We start from the raw sequence: 15808 nt of genomic DNA on the forward strand, positions 1-15808 counted from the left end.
TGCCGATCCAGGTCAATAGCGCTCTATTTGCACCCATCCTGCATTAATGATAGCGGAATTGGCGTCCAACGCCCGGTAGCCTGATTTCCGGACTCTGGAATCGGTAGAACTCGCCCGAGAACGAAAGCGTCAATCGCCAGCTTCGTCATCGAGGTAGCCATAAGGATCTCGCAAAACTCTGTGGCTTTGAGGGTGCACGAAACTTTATAATAGGAGACTACATTTTTCGTCGTCCGGTCCCGGGCGCCCAAACCACAGCGAGAGAGGTTACCCAGTGGAACGCGAAGCCATGGAGTTCGATGTTGTTATTGTTGGTGCCGGTCCGTCCGGACTGTCGGCGGCTTGCCGGATTATGCAGCTGGCACAGGAAAATGATCGCGAACTGACGGTATGCGTGGTTGAGAAAGGATCGGAGGTGGGTGCTCATATTCTCTCCGGTGCGGTACTTGAGCCCCATGCCCTCAGCGAACTGTTCCCTACCTGGGAAGAAATGGGTGCTCCTCTGAAAACCAAAGTGACGGAGGATCATTTCTACTTTTATACCGGAGAAAAATCCGCAACCAAACTACCTAACTTTGCGATCCCCAAGCCTACGCACAACGAGGGCAACTACATCGTGTCCATGGGGAATGTCTGCCGCTGGCTGGCAGAGCAGGCAGAAAACCTCGGTGTTGAAGTCTATCCCGGTTTCGCCGCGTCAGAAGTGCTCTACGGGGACGACGGCAGCGTCAAGGGCATTGCCACGGGCGACATGGGTATCAGCGCCGAGGGCGAGGAAAAAGACAGCTACATGCGGGGCATGGAATTGCACGCAAAGTACACCCTGTTTGCGGAGGGCTGCCGGGGACATCTGGGCAAACAGCTCATCAGCAAATTCGGTCTTGATGACGGTAAAGATCCGCAGCATTACGGCATCGGCATCAAGGAAATCTGGGAAATTCCCCCGGAGAAGCATCAGCCGGGCCTTGTGGTTCATGGCCTGGGCTGGCCATTAAAGGAGAGTGGCTCCAGCGGTGGTGCGTTTCTTTACCATGCGGACGATAACCAGGTGTACATCGGTTTTATCACCGACCTGAACTATAGCAACCCTCACGTGTCTCCCTACGAGGAGTTTCAGCGCTGGAAGCATCACCCTGAGACGCTTAAGTACCTTGAGGGCGGTTCACGCCTGAGCTATGGGGCCCGGGCAATCGCAAAAGGCGGTTTGAATTCTCTGCCGCAGATGCAGTTTCCCGGTGGTCTGCTCATTGGTTGTGATGCGGGAACTCTCAACTCCGTAAAGATTAAGGGTAATCACACCGCGATGAAAAGCGGACTCGTTGCCGCGGAAGCCGTGGTCGAGGCCTTATTGTCTGACGCCCCGCCGGCTCAGCTCGACAGCTTTGAAGCCAAAGTCCGCGATTCCTGGCTTTACGATGAGCTCTACAGCACGCGGAATTTCTCCGGCTATATGCACAAGTTCGGTTTCATGCTGGGCGCCGCCATGGTGTGGATTGATCAGAATATTTTTGGCGGCAAGGTGCCTTTCACCCTCCACGACAGCAAGCCTGACTACGCGGTACTCAAGCCCGCAGCGGAGTGCGCAAAGATCACCTACCCGAAACCCGACAATGTCATCAGCTTCGACAAGTTGTCGTCGGTGTTCCTGTCGAACACCAACCATGAAGAGGACCAGCCCTGTCACCTGACCTTGGCGGATAGCGCGATCCCCATCCAGTCCAATCTGCCCATCTACGATGAACCGGCGCAGCGCTATTGCCCTGCGGGCGTCTATGAGGTGGTGGAAGATGATCAGGGGAAGCGTTTTCAAATCAATGCGCAAAACTGTGTTCACTGTAAAACCTGTGACATCAAGGATCCTGCGCAGAACATTACCTGGGTGACGCCTGAGGGCTTCGGCGGGCCGAATTACCCGAATATGTGATTCGGACTGGTAGTCAGAGTCAGGAGAGGAGCCCGGGAACGGGCTCTCATTCGGTATTTTTTTGTAAGCGCCAGGTTTCAGGCACTGGGCGCTAGTGGCCGCGGCGCTTCAGGTAGCTTTAGGTCACAGCACCTAAGCTTATTTTTTCGCCACCGCTGATGACAAACGCCGTATCACCCTCTAGCTGCGCGGCATTTACCAGGCGATACCAGGCGGCGCGGGTAATCTGCGCTGTGAGCCCGTTCGGGACTTCAATATAGGGTTCTCCGGCTGTTTCATCATCGACGCCAGGTAAATGAAGACGATTGGGGCCCCCGAGCTGACAACGCCCTCCGGTATTGAGCAGCACCCGCAGGACGTCATCGACGAATTCACAATCAATGCCGAGTAATGCGTGTCGCTCTACCTGAATACGCCACTTTTCTGAGGGGGTGACGAGATAGTAATGCCCGTCGCCCTCCCGTCTCAGAAGCGACGCAAAGACGCGCACCAGCCCCTCGCGATGAATGATGTCGCCATCGTGGGTCCAGGAGCCATCGGCAAGAATGCGGATGTCGATATCACCGCTTAGCGCCGGCGACCAGCCGGCCAGGGCATCGGGGTCGGGCAAGCCCGACGTGGCAGCGACAATCGTATCGACGATCTTCTGAAGGGATTTACCCACGCGACTTACCCACGCTATCCACCCACGGTACGGCGCTTAGTAAACGATGACCTCAACCCGTTCCCGAAGGCTGCGTTCATATTGCTGTTGCAAGGTGCCGCCCGTTTCACCGGCGATACGCTGGCGGAGACTGTTTTGCTCCTCCGCGGGCAGATCTTCAGGATCACCGGCGTTCACCCTCGCCAGCTCGACGATGTAGGTGGCGTCCGGGTCATCACTGACGATCTCGCGTACGGCGTTGCCATCTGTAGGTGCCGCCATGGAAAACAAACGTTCACGCACCACGGGGGGCAGCGTAGGGCTGTCTCTGCGAGCACCCAGCTCCACCTGCCACTGAAACCCCGCTGCGTTTGCCGCTTCCTCGACGGTGTTTCCATCGTCCAGTGCTGCCAACAGCTCGCGAGCCTCCGCTGCGGCTGCTTCTCTGGCGAGGCGATCTCGCAAAAGGTCCTCTATCTCGCCGGCAACGCTTTCCAGTGGCACTTGAGCCGGCGGGCGCCGCTCTGCAACGCGCAGCAGCACAAATTGCTCGGGACTCAGCTCCAGTACTTCACTGTTGTGGCCCGCCTCCAGCACATCTTCAGAAAAGGCTGCCTGGAGGAGCACCGGGCGACTGAACAGGCCTTCTCTCTGATTGCGGGTCACGGGGTCTGATGTTTGCACCGTGAGCTCCAGGGCCTCTGCCGGCGCATCGAGATCGGCTGCGTTAAACGCGATGTCCCGGAGGCGTTCAACGTCAGAGAGTAGCTCAGCAGCCGCATCACGACGGGCAATGCGGTCCTCAAGCTCCTCAGCGACCTCTTCGAAACTCACATTGCTGCCCTCCCGTCGGTCCGTGACCAGCAACAGGTGGGTGCCCGCCTCCGTTTCGACGGGAGCCGATCGCTCACCGACCGCGAGATTAGCAACCGCGTCCTCCATGGCCTCGGGGAATGTATCTCCCGCCGTGTAGCCCAGATCACCTTCGAACTGCGACGATCCGATGTCATCGGAATATTCCGCCGCGGCTTCGGCAAAGCTCATACCGGCATCGAGGGCGGCCTGCGCCTCGGCGATACGTGCCGCTCGCTCTTCATCATCACCTTCAACAAGGATGTGGGATACGCGGGCTTCCGTGGCAAGTTCAAACTCGTCACGCACCAGCTCAAATTCTTCCCGGACCCGCTCTTCATCAATATCTTCAATATAGCGATCCAAGGTGATCTCTACATACTCCAGCACCAGCTGCTCTTCACTCTGAAAACGCTCTGGATTGTCGTTGTAGAACGCTTCAACGGCTTCATCGCTCACCTCTACCGACGCCATGAAGTCGATGAGCGGTAAGCTTACGTAGCGCACATCACGCCCCTCCAGGGCGATGGCGGACGCAAGTTCGAGCTCCGCGGCAGTGGTGAAATCACTCCCCGCGATTCCTGCACGGAGTTGGCCTATTTCGACGTCCTCGGACAGTCGCTCACGGAACAAAGCAGGCGTAAAGCCGGCACTTGCCAGAGCGCTCTGAAACATGTCCGGCGAAAACTGACCGTCTATCTGAAACTGCCCCATGGATCCGATGATGTCAGCCAGGGCCTGATCCGAGGTCGTGAGCTCCAGGTCTGCCGCCGCCTGCTTGATGATCTCCCTCTGGATAAGCGTTTCCAGCGCCTGCTGGCTCAGCTGTGCCTGATCGAGGAGCGCCGGGTCCGCGTTTTCTCCAAGGATGGATAGGAGCCGTCGTTGCTGAACCGATACCTCCTGCTGTAAGGCAAAAGGCGTGATCTCTTCACCATTCACCTCGGCAACACCGTCGGATCCGCCACTGAAAAGAAGTGACTCAATACCAAATATGGAAAACGAAATAACGATGAGGCCAATGATGATTTTGGCGACCGTTCCCTGAGCGTTCGCCCGGATGTCCTGGAGCATTGAATTTTTACCCTGCGATGATGAAGAAAAAGAATTCTCTTTCTGCCTTTACGCACAAGGCGCACCCGAAGTGCGCCTTGTATGAATGTCGTGTAAGAGAGGCCTCGGTCGTCGGTTCAGATCACCGACTCAATTCAGCCCCCCAACAAATCCTCAGGAGTTGACCGCGTCCTTCAGCGCCTTTCCCGCTTTAAAGCCAGGCACGTTGGAGGCTTTGATCTTAATGGTTTCTCCGGTCTGAGGGTTACGGCCGTCGCGAGCAGCGCGATGCTTCACAGAAAAAGTGCCAAAGCCCACCAGAGACACCTGGTCACCTTTTTTCAAAGTGTCGGTAATGCTGTCTACCACGGCATCCAATGCACGTCCGGCGTCTGATTTATTGATGTCAGCTGCTGACGCGATAGCGTCGATAAGGTCTGATTTGTTCACTAAGGTCCCCTTTTTTAATTTTGAATCGTAATCTCTACGATACTTGTCATTGCAAAAACTTTGGCGTTCCATGGCAAAGCCGCTGAAAGTTGTTGAAAGCCCGTCCCGCCTGCCTTGATACCCCGTTGATCGTTTCGCTTACTGTCACTCTTCTGGCATTGGATAGGCACGCACTGCTTGCCTGCGCCGACAGCGTGAATGCCTTGTAAGGCCGGGCTGACGGCGGCTTGCCAGGATCAAAGGTGTACCTAGAGACTTTTCTAGAGACTCTTTTAAAGACTCTTTTAAAGACTCTTTTAAAGACTCTTCTAACGACTCATCTAGAGATGTACCTAGCGATCTCGGCGACCCGCCGGTGCCTGTTTTCGGTGGTTAAAACGAAGCGCCTAACAGCTGCGAGACTGTATACCAGCCTCCTCAGACGGGTCAACTATCGCCGGGACTATTCAAGGTTTTAATGGGTATTTATACGGCTCTCATCGCCGTCGCGTCCCTTCTCGGCCTGGGATCTCTCAGATCCCGCAAGATAGTCCTCATCACTCAGGGGCACAGGCGGACTCTCCAGGGCAACGGCAAGGACCTCATCAATCCACTTCACGGCAATGATCTCCAGATCTTCCTTGATGTTATCGGGAACTTCCTGAAGGTCACGCTCGTTTTCCTTGGGAATGATGACCGTCTTGATGCCGCCCCGCCGGGCTGCGAGGAGCTTCTCTTTCAATCCGCCGATGGGAAGTACTTCCCCGCGGAGGGTGATCTCTCCGGTCATCGCCACATCGGCGCGTACCGGGATCTCCGTCGATACAGAGACAAGGGCCGTGCACATGGCGACTCCGGCGCTGGGACCATCCTTGGGCGTCGCCCCTTCGGGGACATGGATGTGCATATCGTGGCTGTCGTGGTAGCTCGCGGGAATTCCCAGAAGCTGTGAGCGACTACGGACAACCGTGCTCGCCGCCTGGATGGATTCCTGCATCACGTCGCCGAGGGAGCCGGTTTTTACGTAGCGGCCCTTGCCGGCCACCGCAGCGGTCTCAATGGTCAGGAGTTCCCCCCCCACGGAGGTCCATGCGAGACCCGTCACCTGTCCGATCTTGTTCTCTTCTTCGGCAACGCCGTAGTTAAATTTCCTGACGCCCAGCAGGGTGGAGAGCATCTCCGGCGTGACCGTCGCACCGTACTCACTCTCCTTGAGGGTGATGGCTTTGACCATCTTTCGGCAAATCTTCGCAATCTCCCGCTCCAGGGCACGGACACCGGCTTCGCGGGAGTAGTATCGAATCACGTCAATGAGTGCTTCTTCGGTGATGGTCAGCTCATCGGTCTTGAGGCCGTTACGCTTGATCTGCTTCGGTATGAGATAACGCTGGGCGATATTGAGTTTTTCATCTTCCGTATAGCCCGGCAGACGAATAACTTCCATGCGATCAAGGAGCGGTCCCGGTATGTTCATGGTGTTGAGGCCACACGACATGACTCAGACCTTCGAGTCCACTTCGAGTAGTGATCATGAACTGATGTTCTGTCTGGATCTAGCACTTCCAAAGCGCTGAGCCGGATCGCCCCGGTGATCCATGCCCATCTTGTCGATTTCGTCGAGCAGGAAGAGCGGATTCCGCACGCCGGCCTTGGCCATTTTTTGCAGTAATTTACCCGGCATGGAGCCGATATAAGTTCTGCGATGCCCGCGGATCTCGGCTTCATCACGTACGCCGCCAAGCGCCATGCGGACAAATTTGCGATTGGTGGCGCGCGCGATGGACTCACCCAGGGAGGTTTTACCAACACCCGGAGGGCCGACGAGGCACAGCACGGGACCCTTGACCTTGCGCACGCGCTTCTGCACCGCGAGGTATTCCAGGATGCGTTCTTTGACTTCCTCCAGGCCATAATGATCTGCGTCAAGAATGTCCGTGGCACGCTTCAGGTCATGCTTCACCTTGCTGCGCTTTGCCCACGGGACGCTGACCATCCAGTCAATGTAGCTACGGAGTACAGATGCCTCTGCGGACATGGGGGACATCATCTTGAGCTTGCCCAGCTCCGTCAGTGTCTTCTCCTTGGCCTCATCGGGCATCTTGGCTTCGGCGATGCGCTGTTCAAGCTCATCGACCTCATTGGGCGCCTCATCCATTTCCCCGAGTTCTTTCTGAATGGCCTTCATCTGCTCATTCAGGTAGTACTCCCGCTGGCTTTTTTCCATCTGCTTTTTGACGCGGCCGCGAATGCGTTTCTCGACCTGAAAAACGTCAATCTCTGCTTCCATCAGGCCCATGAGGTACTCGAGACGGCCTTTTACGGAGGAGATCTCAAGTATCTTCTGTTTCTGGTCAAGCTCTACGCCCATGTGCGCCGCGATGGTGTCCGCGAGACGCCCGGGTTCGTCAATGCCGGTTAAAGAGGTAAGGACCTCTGCGGGGACTTTTTTACTGAGAGTCACGTACTTTTCGAAGTTTGCCGACGTGGTCCGCAGGAGGCCCTCGGCTTCCTCCTCGTCGGGCTCATCGGCCTCTATTTCGCGCACACCGGCAACAGTGAACTCGCCGTCGTCATTAACGAAATCGACGGCAGCGCGGAAGCCGCCCTCCACGAGCACCTTGATGGTACCGTCGGGGAGTTTCAGCAGCTGGAGAATGTTGGAGACGGTGCCCACCTGGTAAATGTCATCGGCCCGGGGGTCGTCGTCGGAGGCATTGCGCTGGGCGACCAGAAGCACCTGCTTGTCGTTGGCCATGGCATGCTCCAGGGCCTCTATGGATCGCTCCCTTCCCACAAACAATGGCAACACCATGTGCGGATACACCACAACATCGCGTAGGGGTAAGAGGGGTAATTCTAAAACAGGGTGCTCGCCCATAGTGTTCTCCAGTGACAACCAGAAATCGGGTCAAGAATTTTGGCGCAGCCCGCTTGGGTCTGCGAGGACTCCGACCCCTATGTAGTGGGGCCGGTTACACGAAATGCAAGTCGACGCTGCAATCCGTCGGCGGATTCCAACGCGGGGGTGCTTATTCCTCCGGCGCAGCTGCCCGCACAGGCTCGTTGTTCTGATACACCAGCAGGGGCTCAGAATCGCCGCGGATCACCGATTCATCGACAACAACCTTGGCAACATCCTCTCGGGACGGAATGCTGTACATGGTATCCAGAAGCACGCCTTCGAGGATAGAGCGAAGACCCCGCGCGCCGGTTTTACGTTCCATAGCCTTTTCCGCCACGGCTCGCAAACCATCCTCGCGGAAGTCGATTTCCACGTCTTCCATTTCAAAAAGCTTGCTGTATTGCTTCGTCAGGGAGTTCTTGGGCTCTGTCAGGATCTGCACCAACGCCGGTACGTCGAGTTCTTCCAGGGTGGCTATCACCGGCAGGCGACCCACAAACTCGGGAATCAGACCGTACTGAACCAGATCCTCAGGCTCGAGATCAAAAAGCACTTCCCCCACGTTGCGTGTGGCGTCTTTGCTGTGGACCTCGGCGCCGAAGCCAATACCGCCCTTCTCGGACCGATCACGAATGACCTTGTCCAGTCCCGCAAAGGCGCCGCCGCAGATGAACAGGATGCTCGATGTATCTACCTGCAGAAATTCCTGCTGGGGATGCTTTCGCCCGCCCTGGGGAGGAACGGATGCGACGGTACCCTCAATGAGCTTGAGCAGGGCCTGCTGCACGCCCTCCCCTGACACATCCCGGGTTATAGACGGGTTGTCGGATTTGCGCGAAATCTTGTCGATCTCATCGATATAAACAATGCCTACCTGGGCCTTCTCAACGTCGTAATCGCACTTCTGCAACAGCTTCTGGATGATGTTCTCAACATCCTCGCCCACATAACCTGCTTCCGTGAGCGTGGTGGCGTCAGCGATCGTGAAGGGGACATCGAGAAGTCGCGCGAGGGTCTCGGCGAGTAATGTCTTACCTGAACCTGTAGGGCCCACGAGGAGAATGTTGCTCTTGCCCAGCTCGACGTCGTCACTCTTGGAACCGCCGTGACGAAGTCGCTTGTAGTGGTTGTAAACCGCGACGGAGAGCACCTTTTTGGCGCGCTGCTGACCGATCACGTATTCGTCAAGAATTGCGTTAATCTCTACGGGAACCGGCAACTTTTCGTCGGCATCTTCGGCCGCGCTCTCCTGCACCTCTTCGCGAATTATGTCGTTACAGAGGTCTACGCACTCGTCGCATATAAAGACCGAGGGACCGGCGATGAGCTTGCGAACTTCATGTTGACTCTTGCCGCAGAACGAGCAATATAAAAGTTTGCCACCGTCATCTGTTGTGGATGAATCTTTACTCATTGGCTCACTTCGCCTCCCACGACACTGCCACCGGTTTTAGGTTGATGTTTTTCGCCTCCTAATGCAAGTGGACAGGCATCGTGTGCCTTAGAAAACTGCGCCTGAATCACTCGCTGGCGCCGGCGCTCCGAGCCGTCACGACTTCGTCGACCAGGCCATATTCCTTGCTCTGCTCGGCGTCCATAAAGCGATCGCGCTCGGTGTCGCGCTCAATAACTTCCAGGGGCTGACCCGTATGCTCCGCCATGAGGCGATTGAGACGCTCGCGGATGATCAGAATTTCCTTGGCCTGAATGTCGATATCCGTGGCCTGACCCTGGGCACCGCCGCTGGGCTGGTGGATCATGGTCCGCGCATTCGGCAGGCAGTAACGCTTGCCCTTGGTGCCACCGGACAGCAGGAAAGCCCCCATGGAAGCGGCCTGACCCAGGCACATGGTGCTGATGTCAGGCTTGATGAACTGCATGGTGTCGTAGATCGACAGCCCTGCCGTTACGGACCCGCCCGGGGAATTGATGTATAAATGTATATCTTTATCCGGATTCTCAGACTCAAGAAACAGGAGCTGGGCAACGATCAGGTTGGCCATATGGTCTTCAACCTGCCCCACCACAAACACCACGCGTTCCTTAAGAAGGCGTGAGTAAATGTCGTAGGACCGCTCGCCCCGCGAAGTCTGCTCCACCACCATGGGTACAAGACCCAGTGCTTCAACGGGAGGGGACATTCCTTGGATCTGCTTCGACATACTTCCTCAGCTCCTGAGCTTGAGTAACTCTTACGGTTTTTGCAGCGTTTATTTACTGCTGATTAGCCTGCTGACCTAAAGCGATGGCTTCCTGGTACGTGCAGGCCTTCTCACTAATCGCGGCGGACTCGAGAAGACGATCCACTACTTTGTCCTCCAATACCTTGGATTCTACGGCGGCAAGCTGCTCCTGGTTTCCAAAATACCAATTAACCACCTCTTCGGGGTCCTGATAGGTGGAGGCAATCTCTTCTACTGCAGCCTTAATCGCCTCTTCATCGGCTTTGAGTTCGAAGTGGGCAATGAGCTCCGCCAGCACGAGGCCAAGCTTTACGCGTCGGGCAGCATTCTCCGCAAACATGTCGTCGGGGAGAATGGATTTGAGGTCCATACCTTCGGGCGCGGAGCCACCGAACTGTTGAAACATCTGATTGCGCAGTGCATCCGTTTCCTGGGAGATGAGTGCCGCGGGCACCTCCAGATCGCTGTAGGCCTCTATGACCGCATCCATAACCTGCTTCTTGACCCGCGCATCAACGGCGTTTCGCAGTTCGCGAGCCATGTTCTGCTCAACTTCTGCGCGAAACTCGGCTTCATCGTCGCCTTCGAGGCCATAAGCCGCGTAGAGCTCTGCATCGAGGGGCGCCAACTGCATCTCCTCGACCTTGTTGACTTTGACCTTGAACTCAACGGCAGCGCCTTTGAGCTCGTCTGCGTGGTAGTCATCAGGAAAACTCAGGGAGAGCACCTTCTCTTCACCTGCGCTCATGCCGACAATGCCATCCTCAAAGCCGGGAATCATCTGTCCTGAACCCAGCTCCAGGTCACTTCCTTCGGCGCTTCCGCCCTCGAAGGCTTCCCCGTCGCGGGTGCCCTCAAAGTCGATATTCACGCGGTCTTCTTTCTCGGCTGCACGCTCTACGGTTTCCCAGCTACCCCGTTGCTTGCGGAACACTTCGATGATGTTATCCACATCCTCGGCGGTAACTTCCGCAGCGGGCTTCTCCACGGGGTAGTCCTTGAGCTCGACCACTTCCACATCGGGGAACACCTCGAAGGTCGCGATGTACTCAAGATCCTTGCCCGCATCCATGTTGCGCGGCTCGATGGTGGGCTGCCCTGCAGGCTTGAGTTTCTCCTGGGTAACCGCCTCCTGGAAGCTTCGGCTCATGACCTCGCCCAGCACCTCCTGACGAACACCGGGACCAAAGCGTTGGCGCATCACTTTAAGTGGCACTTTACCGGGCCTGAAGCCCGGCAGACGCACGTTTTTAACGGCCTGACGGAGACGTTCGTCGACCTGTGAGTCGACAGTTTCGGCCGGTACTCCAACGGTCAGCCGGCGCTCCAGCTTGGACGTTGTTTCTATGGAAACCTGCATAATCTGGTGATCCCTAATAACTCATTCTTTGGCGGGGCTTTGGACAAGCCCCTGATTGGTGCGGAAGGAGAGACTCGAACTCTCACGCCATAAGACACTGGTACCTAAAACCAGCGCGTCTACCAATTCCGCCACTCCCGCATATGGACCAGGCGTTTCAGCGCCCTCTCTGAGCGGCCAAAAAACCTGCAAAACGTTGATATTTCTGGACTTTTATCTAAGGCAGGGGCTGCGCCGGGTGCCTTCGAGGGGCGCGATTTTGCCACAGGCGTCCCGTGGCAGCAACATGCCTTTCAACAGGTGAGACACTCGGGGTCAAAATCGTAGCCGCCGCCAAGCCAATCCCGTAACTCCGCCGCCGCCAGGCTGTCTTTGGACGCGGCGAACTCCAGTTTTGCGCGCTCGCCCTCTTGGAGGCTGCCCAGGGTGCGACTCGCCAGGGGCTCGCAGGCCTCAATCAGTGCTTTATCAACACCTGCCTCTTTCAGGGCCCCCTCCCACTGCTGATTCAATGCGCCATAAAGCGCAGGTAGGGAGGCGAGTGCAGGGAGCGATAGTGCGGGCTGGTTCATCGCGTTGCACCAGTGGCTGCTGATGACGCTGCCTAACGCCGCCGAGCGCCCCTGCAAGGGATCTATAAAAATGTGGGGCGAGCGGGCCCGGCTGTCGTTGACAGGATAGTTGTCCCACAGAGCGAGCCTCCCTTGAAAAAGCAGGCTCGGTTTCGCGAGATCCTCGGGTGTTACCGCGGGTGAACACACTTCGGGACCTGTCCAGAAAACTTCGTAGCTCCCTTCGAGACTATCCAAAAGCGTTTCGAGATAGCGATCCGGCCGCTGGCCAAAAATTTCATCAAGGATGGGATCATCGCTGTAATAGCTGGGACACAGGCGCAGCTCGAGATCGCTGGCGCCGACCCAGTGGCGTATATCGCTACAGACTTCCCCCTGACGGTCAGCGAGGTTGTCAAGATTGCCGGGCATGTCATCAAAAAGCAGCGCAAGCCCCCCAACGCCCAGATCGACAATTTCCCCCAGCTTGTTTTTCAGGGCCGTCTTGGACGCGCCGTTGTACTCACGGTAAAGCTCGAAAGGCGACAGGCCGATATGAAAGGCCAGTCCCTTATCGCCTGAGCGCCGCGCTACGGCGGCCAGATGGGCTCGCTCCGCTGCTGGCCAGGACCGCTTCCAGCCCTTTCGGAGGCAGGCATCGGCCTTCGGGGCATAGAGATAGGCGTCAATGCCAAGCGCCACTAACCAGTCGATCATGCGCAGGCGAGAGGCCGGCGACCACGGCCGTCCGTAAAATCCTTCCAAAACCCCTAAAGTGGGCCTTTCACCGATCACTGAGTGCTTTTTGCTCCCTCAGGCTATTAAAAATTTATTTGTATATGCAGAAAAGAACTAGTTTTTGCACAGTAAACTGTGGAATATTTCCAATTAATGCCTTTACTATAGAGGTGACCCCATTTCCTCGCAGGAATGGTATGTCACCGGAACAAACCCAATGTTCCGTTGTGAAGGATTAACTTCCTTTATGTTTCACTCCTAATGGTCTTATTGGGCTCCTCCTGGAGCCCACTTTTTTGACTGAAAATCATTAAAATCAATAGCTTAACGAGGTTTTCTCGATTTTATGTTAGGTATCTCGGGCCTGCACTTTCCACGCACCTCCCATGCACCTCCCATGCACCTCCCATGCACTTCCCACACACCTTCGAAAGACAACGTTCTCAAGAACAATTCCAAGCAGGAAAGGTAACGCTTCTGAACTGGCCACTCCCTTGAGGGGGACACTGACGGGACAAAAAAGGGGGCATGAAGCGGCCATGAAGGGCTTATAAAGGGGCATGACATCTGAAGACTGTTTGTTGCCGCCCTCGCGGTCTCTTACATCGTATGCGTGGGTCTATCGGAGGTCAGCATGCCCGCCAGATGCTCTTCGATCTTGGAGTTAGCCGCAGCGTCCTGCTCAGAAAACTGCACTCCGATCCCCGAGGTTCTGTTTCCCTGGGCGCCCCGCGGCGTCACCCACACCACTTTTCCCGCGATGGGAATCTTGTCAGGCTCTTCCATGAGGGTGAGTAACATAAACACCTCATCACCAATTTCGTAACTCTTGTTAGTGGGAACAAACAAACCGCCGTTTTTAATAAAAGGCATGTATGCAGAATACAGGACCGCTTTGTCCTTAATCGTCAGAGAAAGAATGCCCTGATGGCCGGAAGATTGTTCATTCATGATGCAAGAAATATGTAGTGCGCAGCGCTGAGTGTAGCATTGCGTTTATCACTCCCATAGCCCGTTAAGCGCGCTTGTTGCACTGAAGCGCAACAAGTCGACATTGGGGTTAGTTCCGCTGCGTTTCGCTGCGCGCAGGCGACCGATGGTATCCAGCGCCCCAAACCCCCGCTGGGCTTCCACCGTTCGAAGACGCGCCGCCGGTAACTCGCGAAGCCAGCGCTGGAGTGCAGACTCCATAGCGTCCAGGGCACTATCGGGCTCCACGCCGGCGACTGCCTGCTCCAGCAGGGTTGATTTTCTGCCCTGATGGAGCACTTCCCTGGCACACCGGTGCATCGCGAGCAAGGGCTCCCGCTCTTCGCCCTGGAGTTTGCTAAGGGCATCGAGGGGCCTACCGTTACATAATTCCAGCATTGCGGACGCCGCGCCATCGGCCTCTGCCTGCTGCCCCAGCTCCTTTTTCAGCCACTCCTGAGCTGCCTCCTCCTCCGGCGACGGCAGTTGCCAGCGCTGACAGCGGGAGCGGATCGTTGCGGGCAAGGGAAACCCCCGGGCGGACACCAGAATTATGAAGGTCTCCGATGCGGGTTCCTCCAGGCATTTGAGGAAAGCGTTGAACGCTGCCGTGGTGAGGGATTCGGCGGGGGTGATCAGTATGACTTTGTAGCGCCCGAGGGACGGTGTCCCCGCCGCGAAGCGGATAACTTCCCGGATTGCATTAATACCGATCGCTTTGCCCTCTTCGGCGGGCCCAACGCTCAACAGGTCCGGGAGTGCGCCGGAAGCGCTGAGCGTGCAGGTTTTACACTCGCCGCAGTTGCCCTCAACGCCGGGCTGGCTACACAGAAGAAAACGCGCCAAAGCCAGGGCCAGGCGATTACGTCCGGTACCGGGCTGCCCCTCTAAAAGCATAGCGTGGGGAAGCCGCCCTCCCTGGAACAGGGTATGGAGGCTGCGCCACGCCGACTGATGCCAGGGCAGGGTCCGGGACTGCGGTGGCGGGATTATCGTGGGTGGCAGTTCCGGCATCAGTCCGTCACCAGGGGTGGGCAGGCAATGAGGTCCTTGACGACGGCCTGCAACGCCCGCTCCACGTCCGCGAGCTCTGCTGAGGCATCAATGATCTGATAGCGGCCACTGCTGCGGCGGGCACGGGACAGATAGGACTGTCGCACGCGCTCAAAAAAAGCCAGATCCTCCAGCTCAAAGCGATCAAGAGCTCCCCTGCCCCGGGCCCTGGACAGCCCCAGGTCGGCGGGAACATCGAGAAGCAAGGTCACATCCGGACGCAGGTCTCCCTGCACGAATTCCTCAAGCAAGGCAACTGGTGCCTCTCCCATGTTTCGGCCCGCGCCCTGATAGGCATAGGTGGCATCGGTAAATCGGTCACAGAGCACCCACTGCCCCCGCCGGAGCGCCGGCAGTATGCATTCAGAGAGATGTTGTGCCCGGGCTGCAAACATCATCAGAAGTTCAGCCAGAGGCGCAATGCCTGCCTCCGTAGGTGCCAGCAGCGTTTCTCGTAGCTGTTCGCCCAGACTTGTGCCGCCCGGCTCGCGGGTGCAGATGAGGTCCACTCCCGCATCCCGCAGACGCTCCTCAATATAGGACATGGCCGTGCTCTTGCCTGCGCCAAATATCGGAACAATTTTTTGTGTAAACGAGTGAGTGAGTGAGTAGCTCGGGTCGTTGCTGGCCTCTGCGAACCGAAAAAACACTGGCTTTTCCTGGTATTGGCTATTCTTTCGAGCTGCCGAATTCACCCGCTCGCACCGCAAAATGGAAACAAATGCTCAAAAGGTTCAATCACGGCGCTAGAGTAAACCATAACGACGTGATCAGGGGAGAAGAATCCACCGGTTTTCGAGCCTAAATGTAAACCAGAAACCTTTCCAGATTTCTCCACAGGAACCGCAGCCCTTCCGGGCGGCGGCGGGTCTACCGGGCTGGCTATCTTGGAATCATAATTTGTGACAACAAGCGTGAGGCATGGAGGCCCCGATCTGGACCTGAAATGGTCTGCCGGCTTCGCTGGCGCTACGCTCACTTGTGCAGCGGCTGCTGTTGATAATCAGTGTAAATAGCACAAAGCGAGAGCTTAACGCTCTGTTGTGATGTGCTTTTCCCATCGAGGCGTAAGGTTCAGGCTAGGCCAATTTCTCACGGTACTTGAGTCAAGCCGTACGTTCTCAGAACAAGTGGCAAAACATGCGCGATCA

General features: G+C 56.6%; 11 protein-coding genes, 1 tRNA gene and 1 pseudogene. 1 reads left to right on the forward strand and 12 read right to left on the reverse strand.

The genetic code is table 11. The annotated features are described in order from the left end of the window. Positions 1-274 precede the first annotated feature (274 nt). Positions 275-1924, forward strand: a complete 1650-nt coding sequence (locus tag KT71_RS09955) for an electron transfer flavoprotein-ubiquinone oxidoreductase (protein ID WP_008295535.1) — start codon at positions 275-277, stop codon at positions 1922-1924. A gap of 118 nt (positions 1925-2042) precedes the next feature. On the opposite strand, the gene KT71_RS09960 is transcribed toward KT71_RS09955, so the two are convergent. From KT71_RS09960 to tmk, 12 genes and pseudogenes are all read right to left on the reverse strand, one after another. Beyond that, positions 2043-2588, reverse strand: coding sequence for a DUF1285 domain-containing protein (locus KT71_RS09960; protein ID WP_008295534.1), 546 nt, complete (start codon positions 2586-2588; stop codon positions 2043-2045). 36 nt (positions 2589-2624) lie between these two features. Beyond that, positions 2625-4493, reverse strand: a complete 1869-nt coding sequence (locus KT71_RS09965) for a SurA N-terminal domain-containing protein (protein WP_008295533.1) — start codon at positions 4491-4493, stop codon at positions 2625-2627. Between the two features lie 153 nt (positions 4494-4646). After that, positions 4647-4994, reverse strand: coding sequence for an HU family DNA-binding protein (locus KT71_RS09970; protein ID WP_008295531.1), 348 nt, complete (start codon positions 4992-4994; stop codon positions 4647-4649). 382 nt (positions 4995-5376) lie between these two features. After that, positions 5377-7779 (reverse strand): annotated as a pseudogene (gene lon, locus KT71_RS09975) (endopeptidase La). Positions 7780-7930: 151 nt separating this feature from the next. Further along, positions 7931-9217 (reverse strand): ATP-dependent Clp protease ATP-binding subunit ClpX, encoded by a 1287-nt coding sequence (gene clpX, locus KT71_RS09980; protein ID WP_023659561.1) that lies wholly within the window; start codon positions 9215-9217, stop codon positions 7931-7933. Between the two features lie 106 nt (positions 9218-9323). Then, the gene (clpP, locus tag KT71_RS09985) at positions 9324-9944 is read right to left on the reverse strand and encodes an ATP-dependent Clp endopeptidase proteolytic subunit ClpP (protein ID WP_008295527.1); all 621 of its coding nucleotides are present in this window, start codon (positions 9942-9944) and stop codon (positions 9324-9326) included. 73 nt (positions 9945-10017) lie between these two features. Continuing rightward, on the reverse strand, positions 10018-11346 hold the full coding sequence (gene tig / locus KT71_RS09990; protein ID WP_008295526.1) for a trigger factor: 1329 nt from the start codon (positions 11344-11346) through the stop codon (positions 10018-10020). 56 nt (positions 11347-11402) lie between these two features. Beyond that, positions 11403-11487 (reverse strand) — tRNA-Leu (locus KT71_RS09995). A 152-nt stretch (positions 11488-11639) separates the two neighbouring features. Beyond that, entirely contained in the window at positions 11640-12692 is a 1053-nt protein-coding gene (locus KT71_RS10000) for a beta-N-acetylglucosaminidase domain-containing protein (RefSeq protein ID WP_023659563.1), read from the reverse strand. Positions 12693-13235: 543 nt separating this feature from the next. Further along, positions 13236-13586, reverse strand: coding sequence for a PilZ domain-containing protein (locus KT71_RS10005; RefSeq protein WP_008295524.1), 351 nt, complete (start codon positions 13584-13586; stop codon positions 13236-13238). 48 nt (positions 13587-13634) lie between these two features. Next, positions 13635-14618: a DNA polymerase III delta subunit-related protein gene (locus KT71_RS19700; RefSeq protein ID WP_023659564.1), complete on the reverse strand. Its 984-nt coding sequence runs from the start codon at positions 14616-14618 to the stop codon at positions 13635-13637. Next, positions 14618-15238, reverse strand: coding sequence for a dTMP kinase (tmk, locus tag KT71_RS10015; protein ID WP_040363095.1), 621 nt, complete (start codon positions 15236-15238; stop codon positions 14618-14620). The genes KT71_RS19700 and tmk overlap by 1 nt, the downstream gene beginning before the upstream one ends. Positions 15239-15808 lie beyond the last annotated feature (570 nt).

The sequence above is a fragment of the Congregibacter litoralis KT71 genome (assembly GCF_000153125.2).
Lineage (GTDB): Bacteria > Pseudomonadota > Gammaproteobacteria > Pseudomonadales > Halieaceae > Congregibacter > Congregibacter litoralis.

Excerpts from the sequence above, each read along its gene's own strand:
- KT71_RS09970 (WP_008295531.1), bottom strand. The coding sequence starts at position 4,994 with ATGGAACGCCAAAGTTTTTGCAATGACAAGTATCGTAGAGATTACGAT.
- clpP (WP_008295527.1), bottom strand. The coding sequence starts at position 9,944 with ATGTCCCCTCCCGTTGAAGCACTGGGTCTTGTACCCATGGTGGTGGAG.
- KT71_RS19700 (WP_023659564.1), bottom strand. The coding sequence starts at position 14,618 with ATGCCGGAACTGCCACCCACGATAATCCCGCCACCGCAGTCCCGGACC.
- KT71_RS10005 (WP_008295524.1), bottom strand. The coding sequence starts at position 13,586 with ATGAATGAACAATCTTCCGGCCATCAGGGCATTCTTTCTCTGACGATT.
- clpX (WP_023659561.1), bottom strand. The coding sequence starts at position 9,217 with ATGAGTAAAGATTCATCCACAACAGATGACGGTGGCAAACTTTTATAT.
- KT71_RS09965 (WP_008295533.1), bottom strand. The coding sequence starts at position 4,493 with ATGCTCCAGGACATCCGGGCGAACGCTCAGGGAACGGTCGCCAAAATC.
- tig (WP_008295526.1), bottom strand. The coding sequence starts at position 11,346 with ATGCAGGTTTCCATAGAAACAACGTCCAAGCTGGAGCGCCGGCTGACC.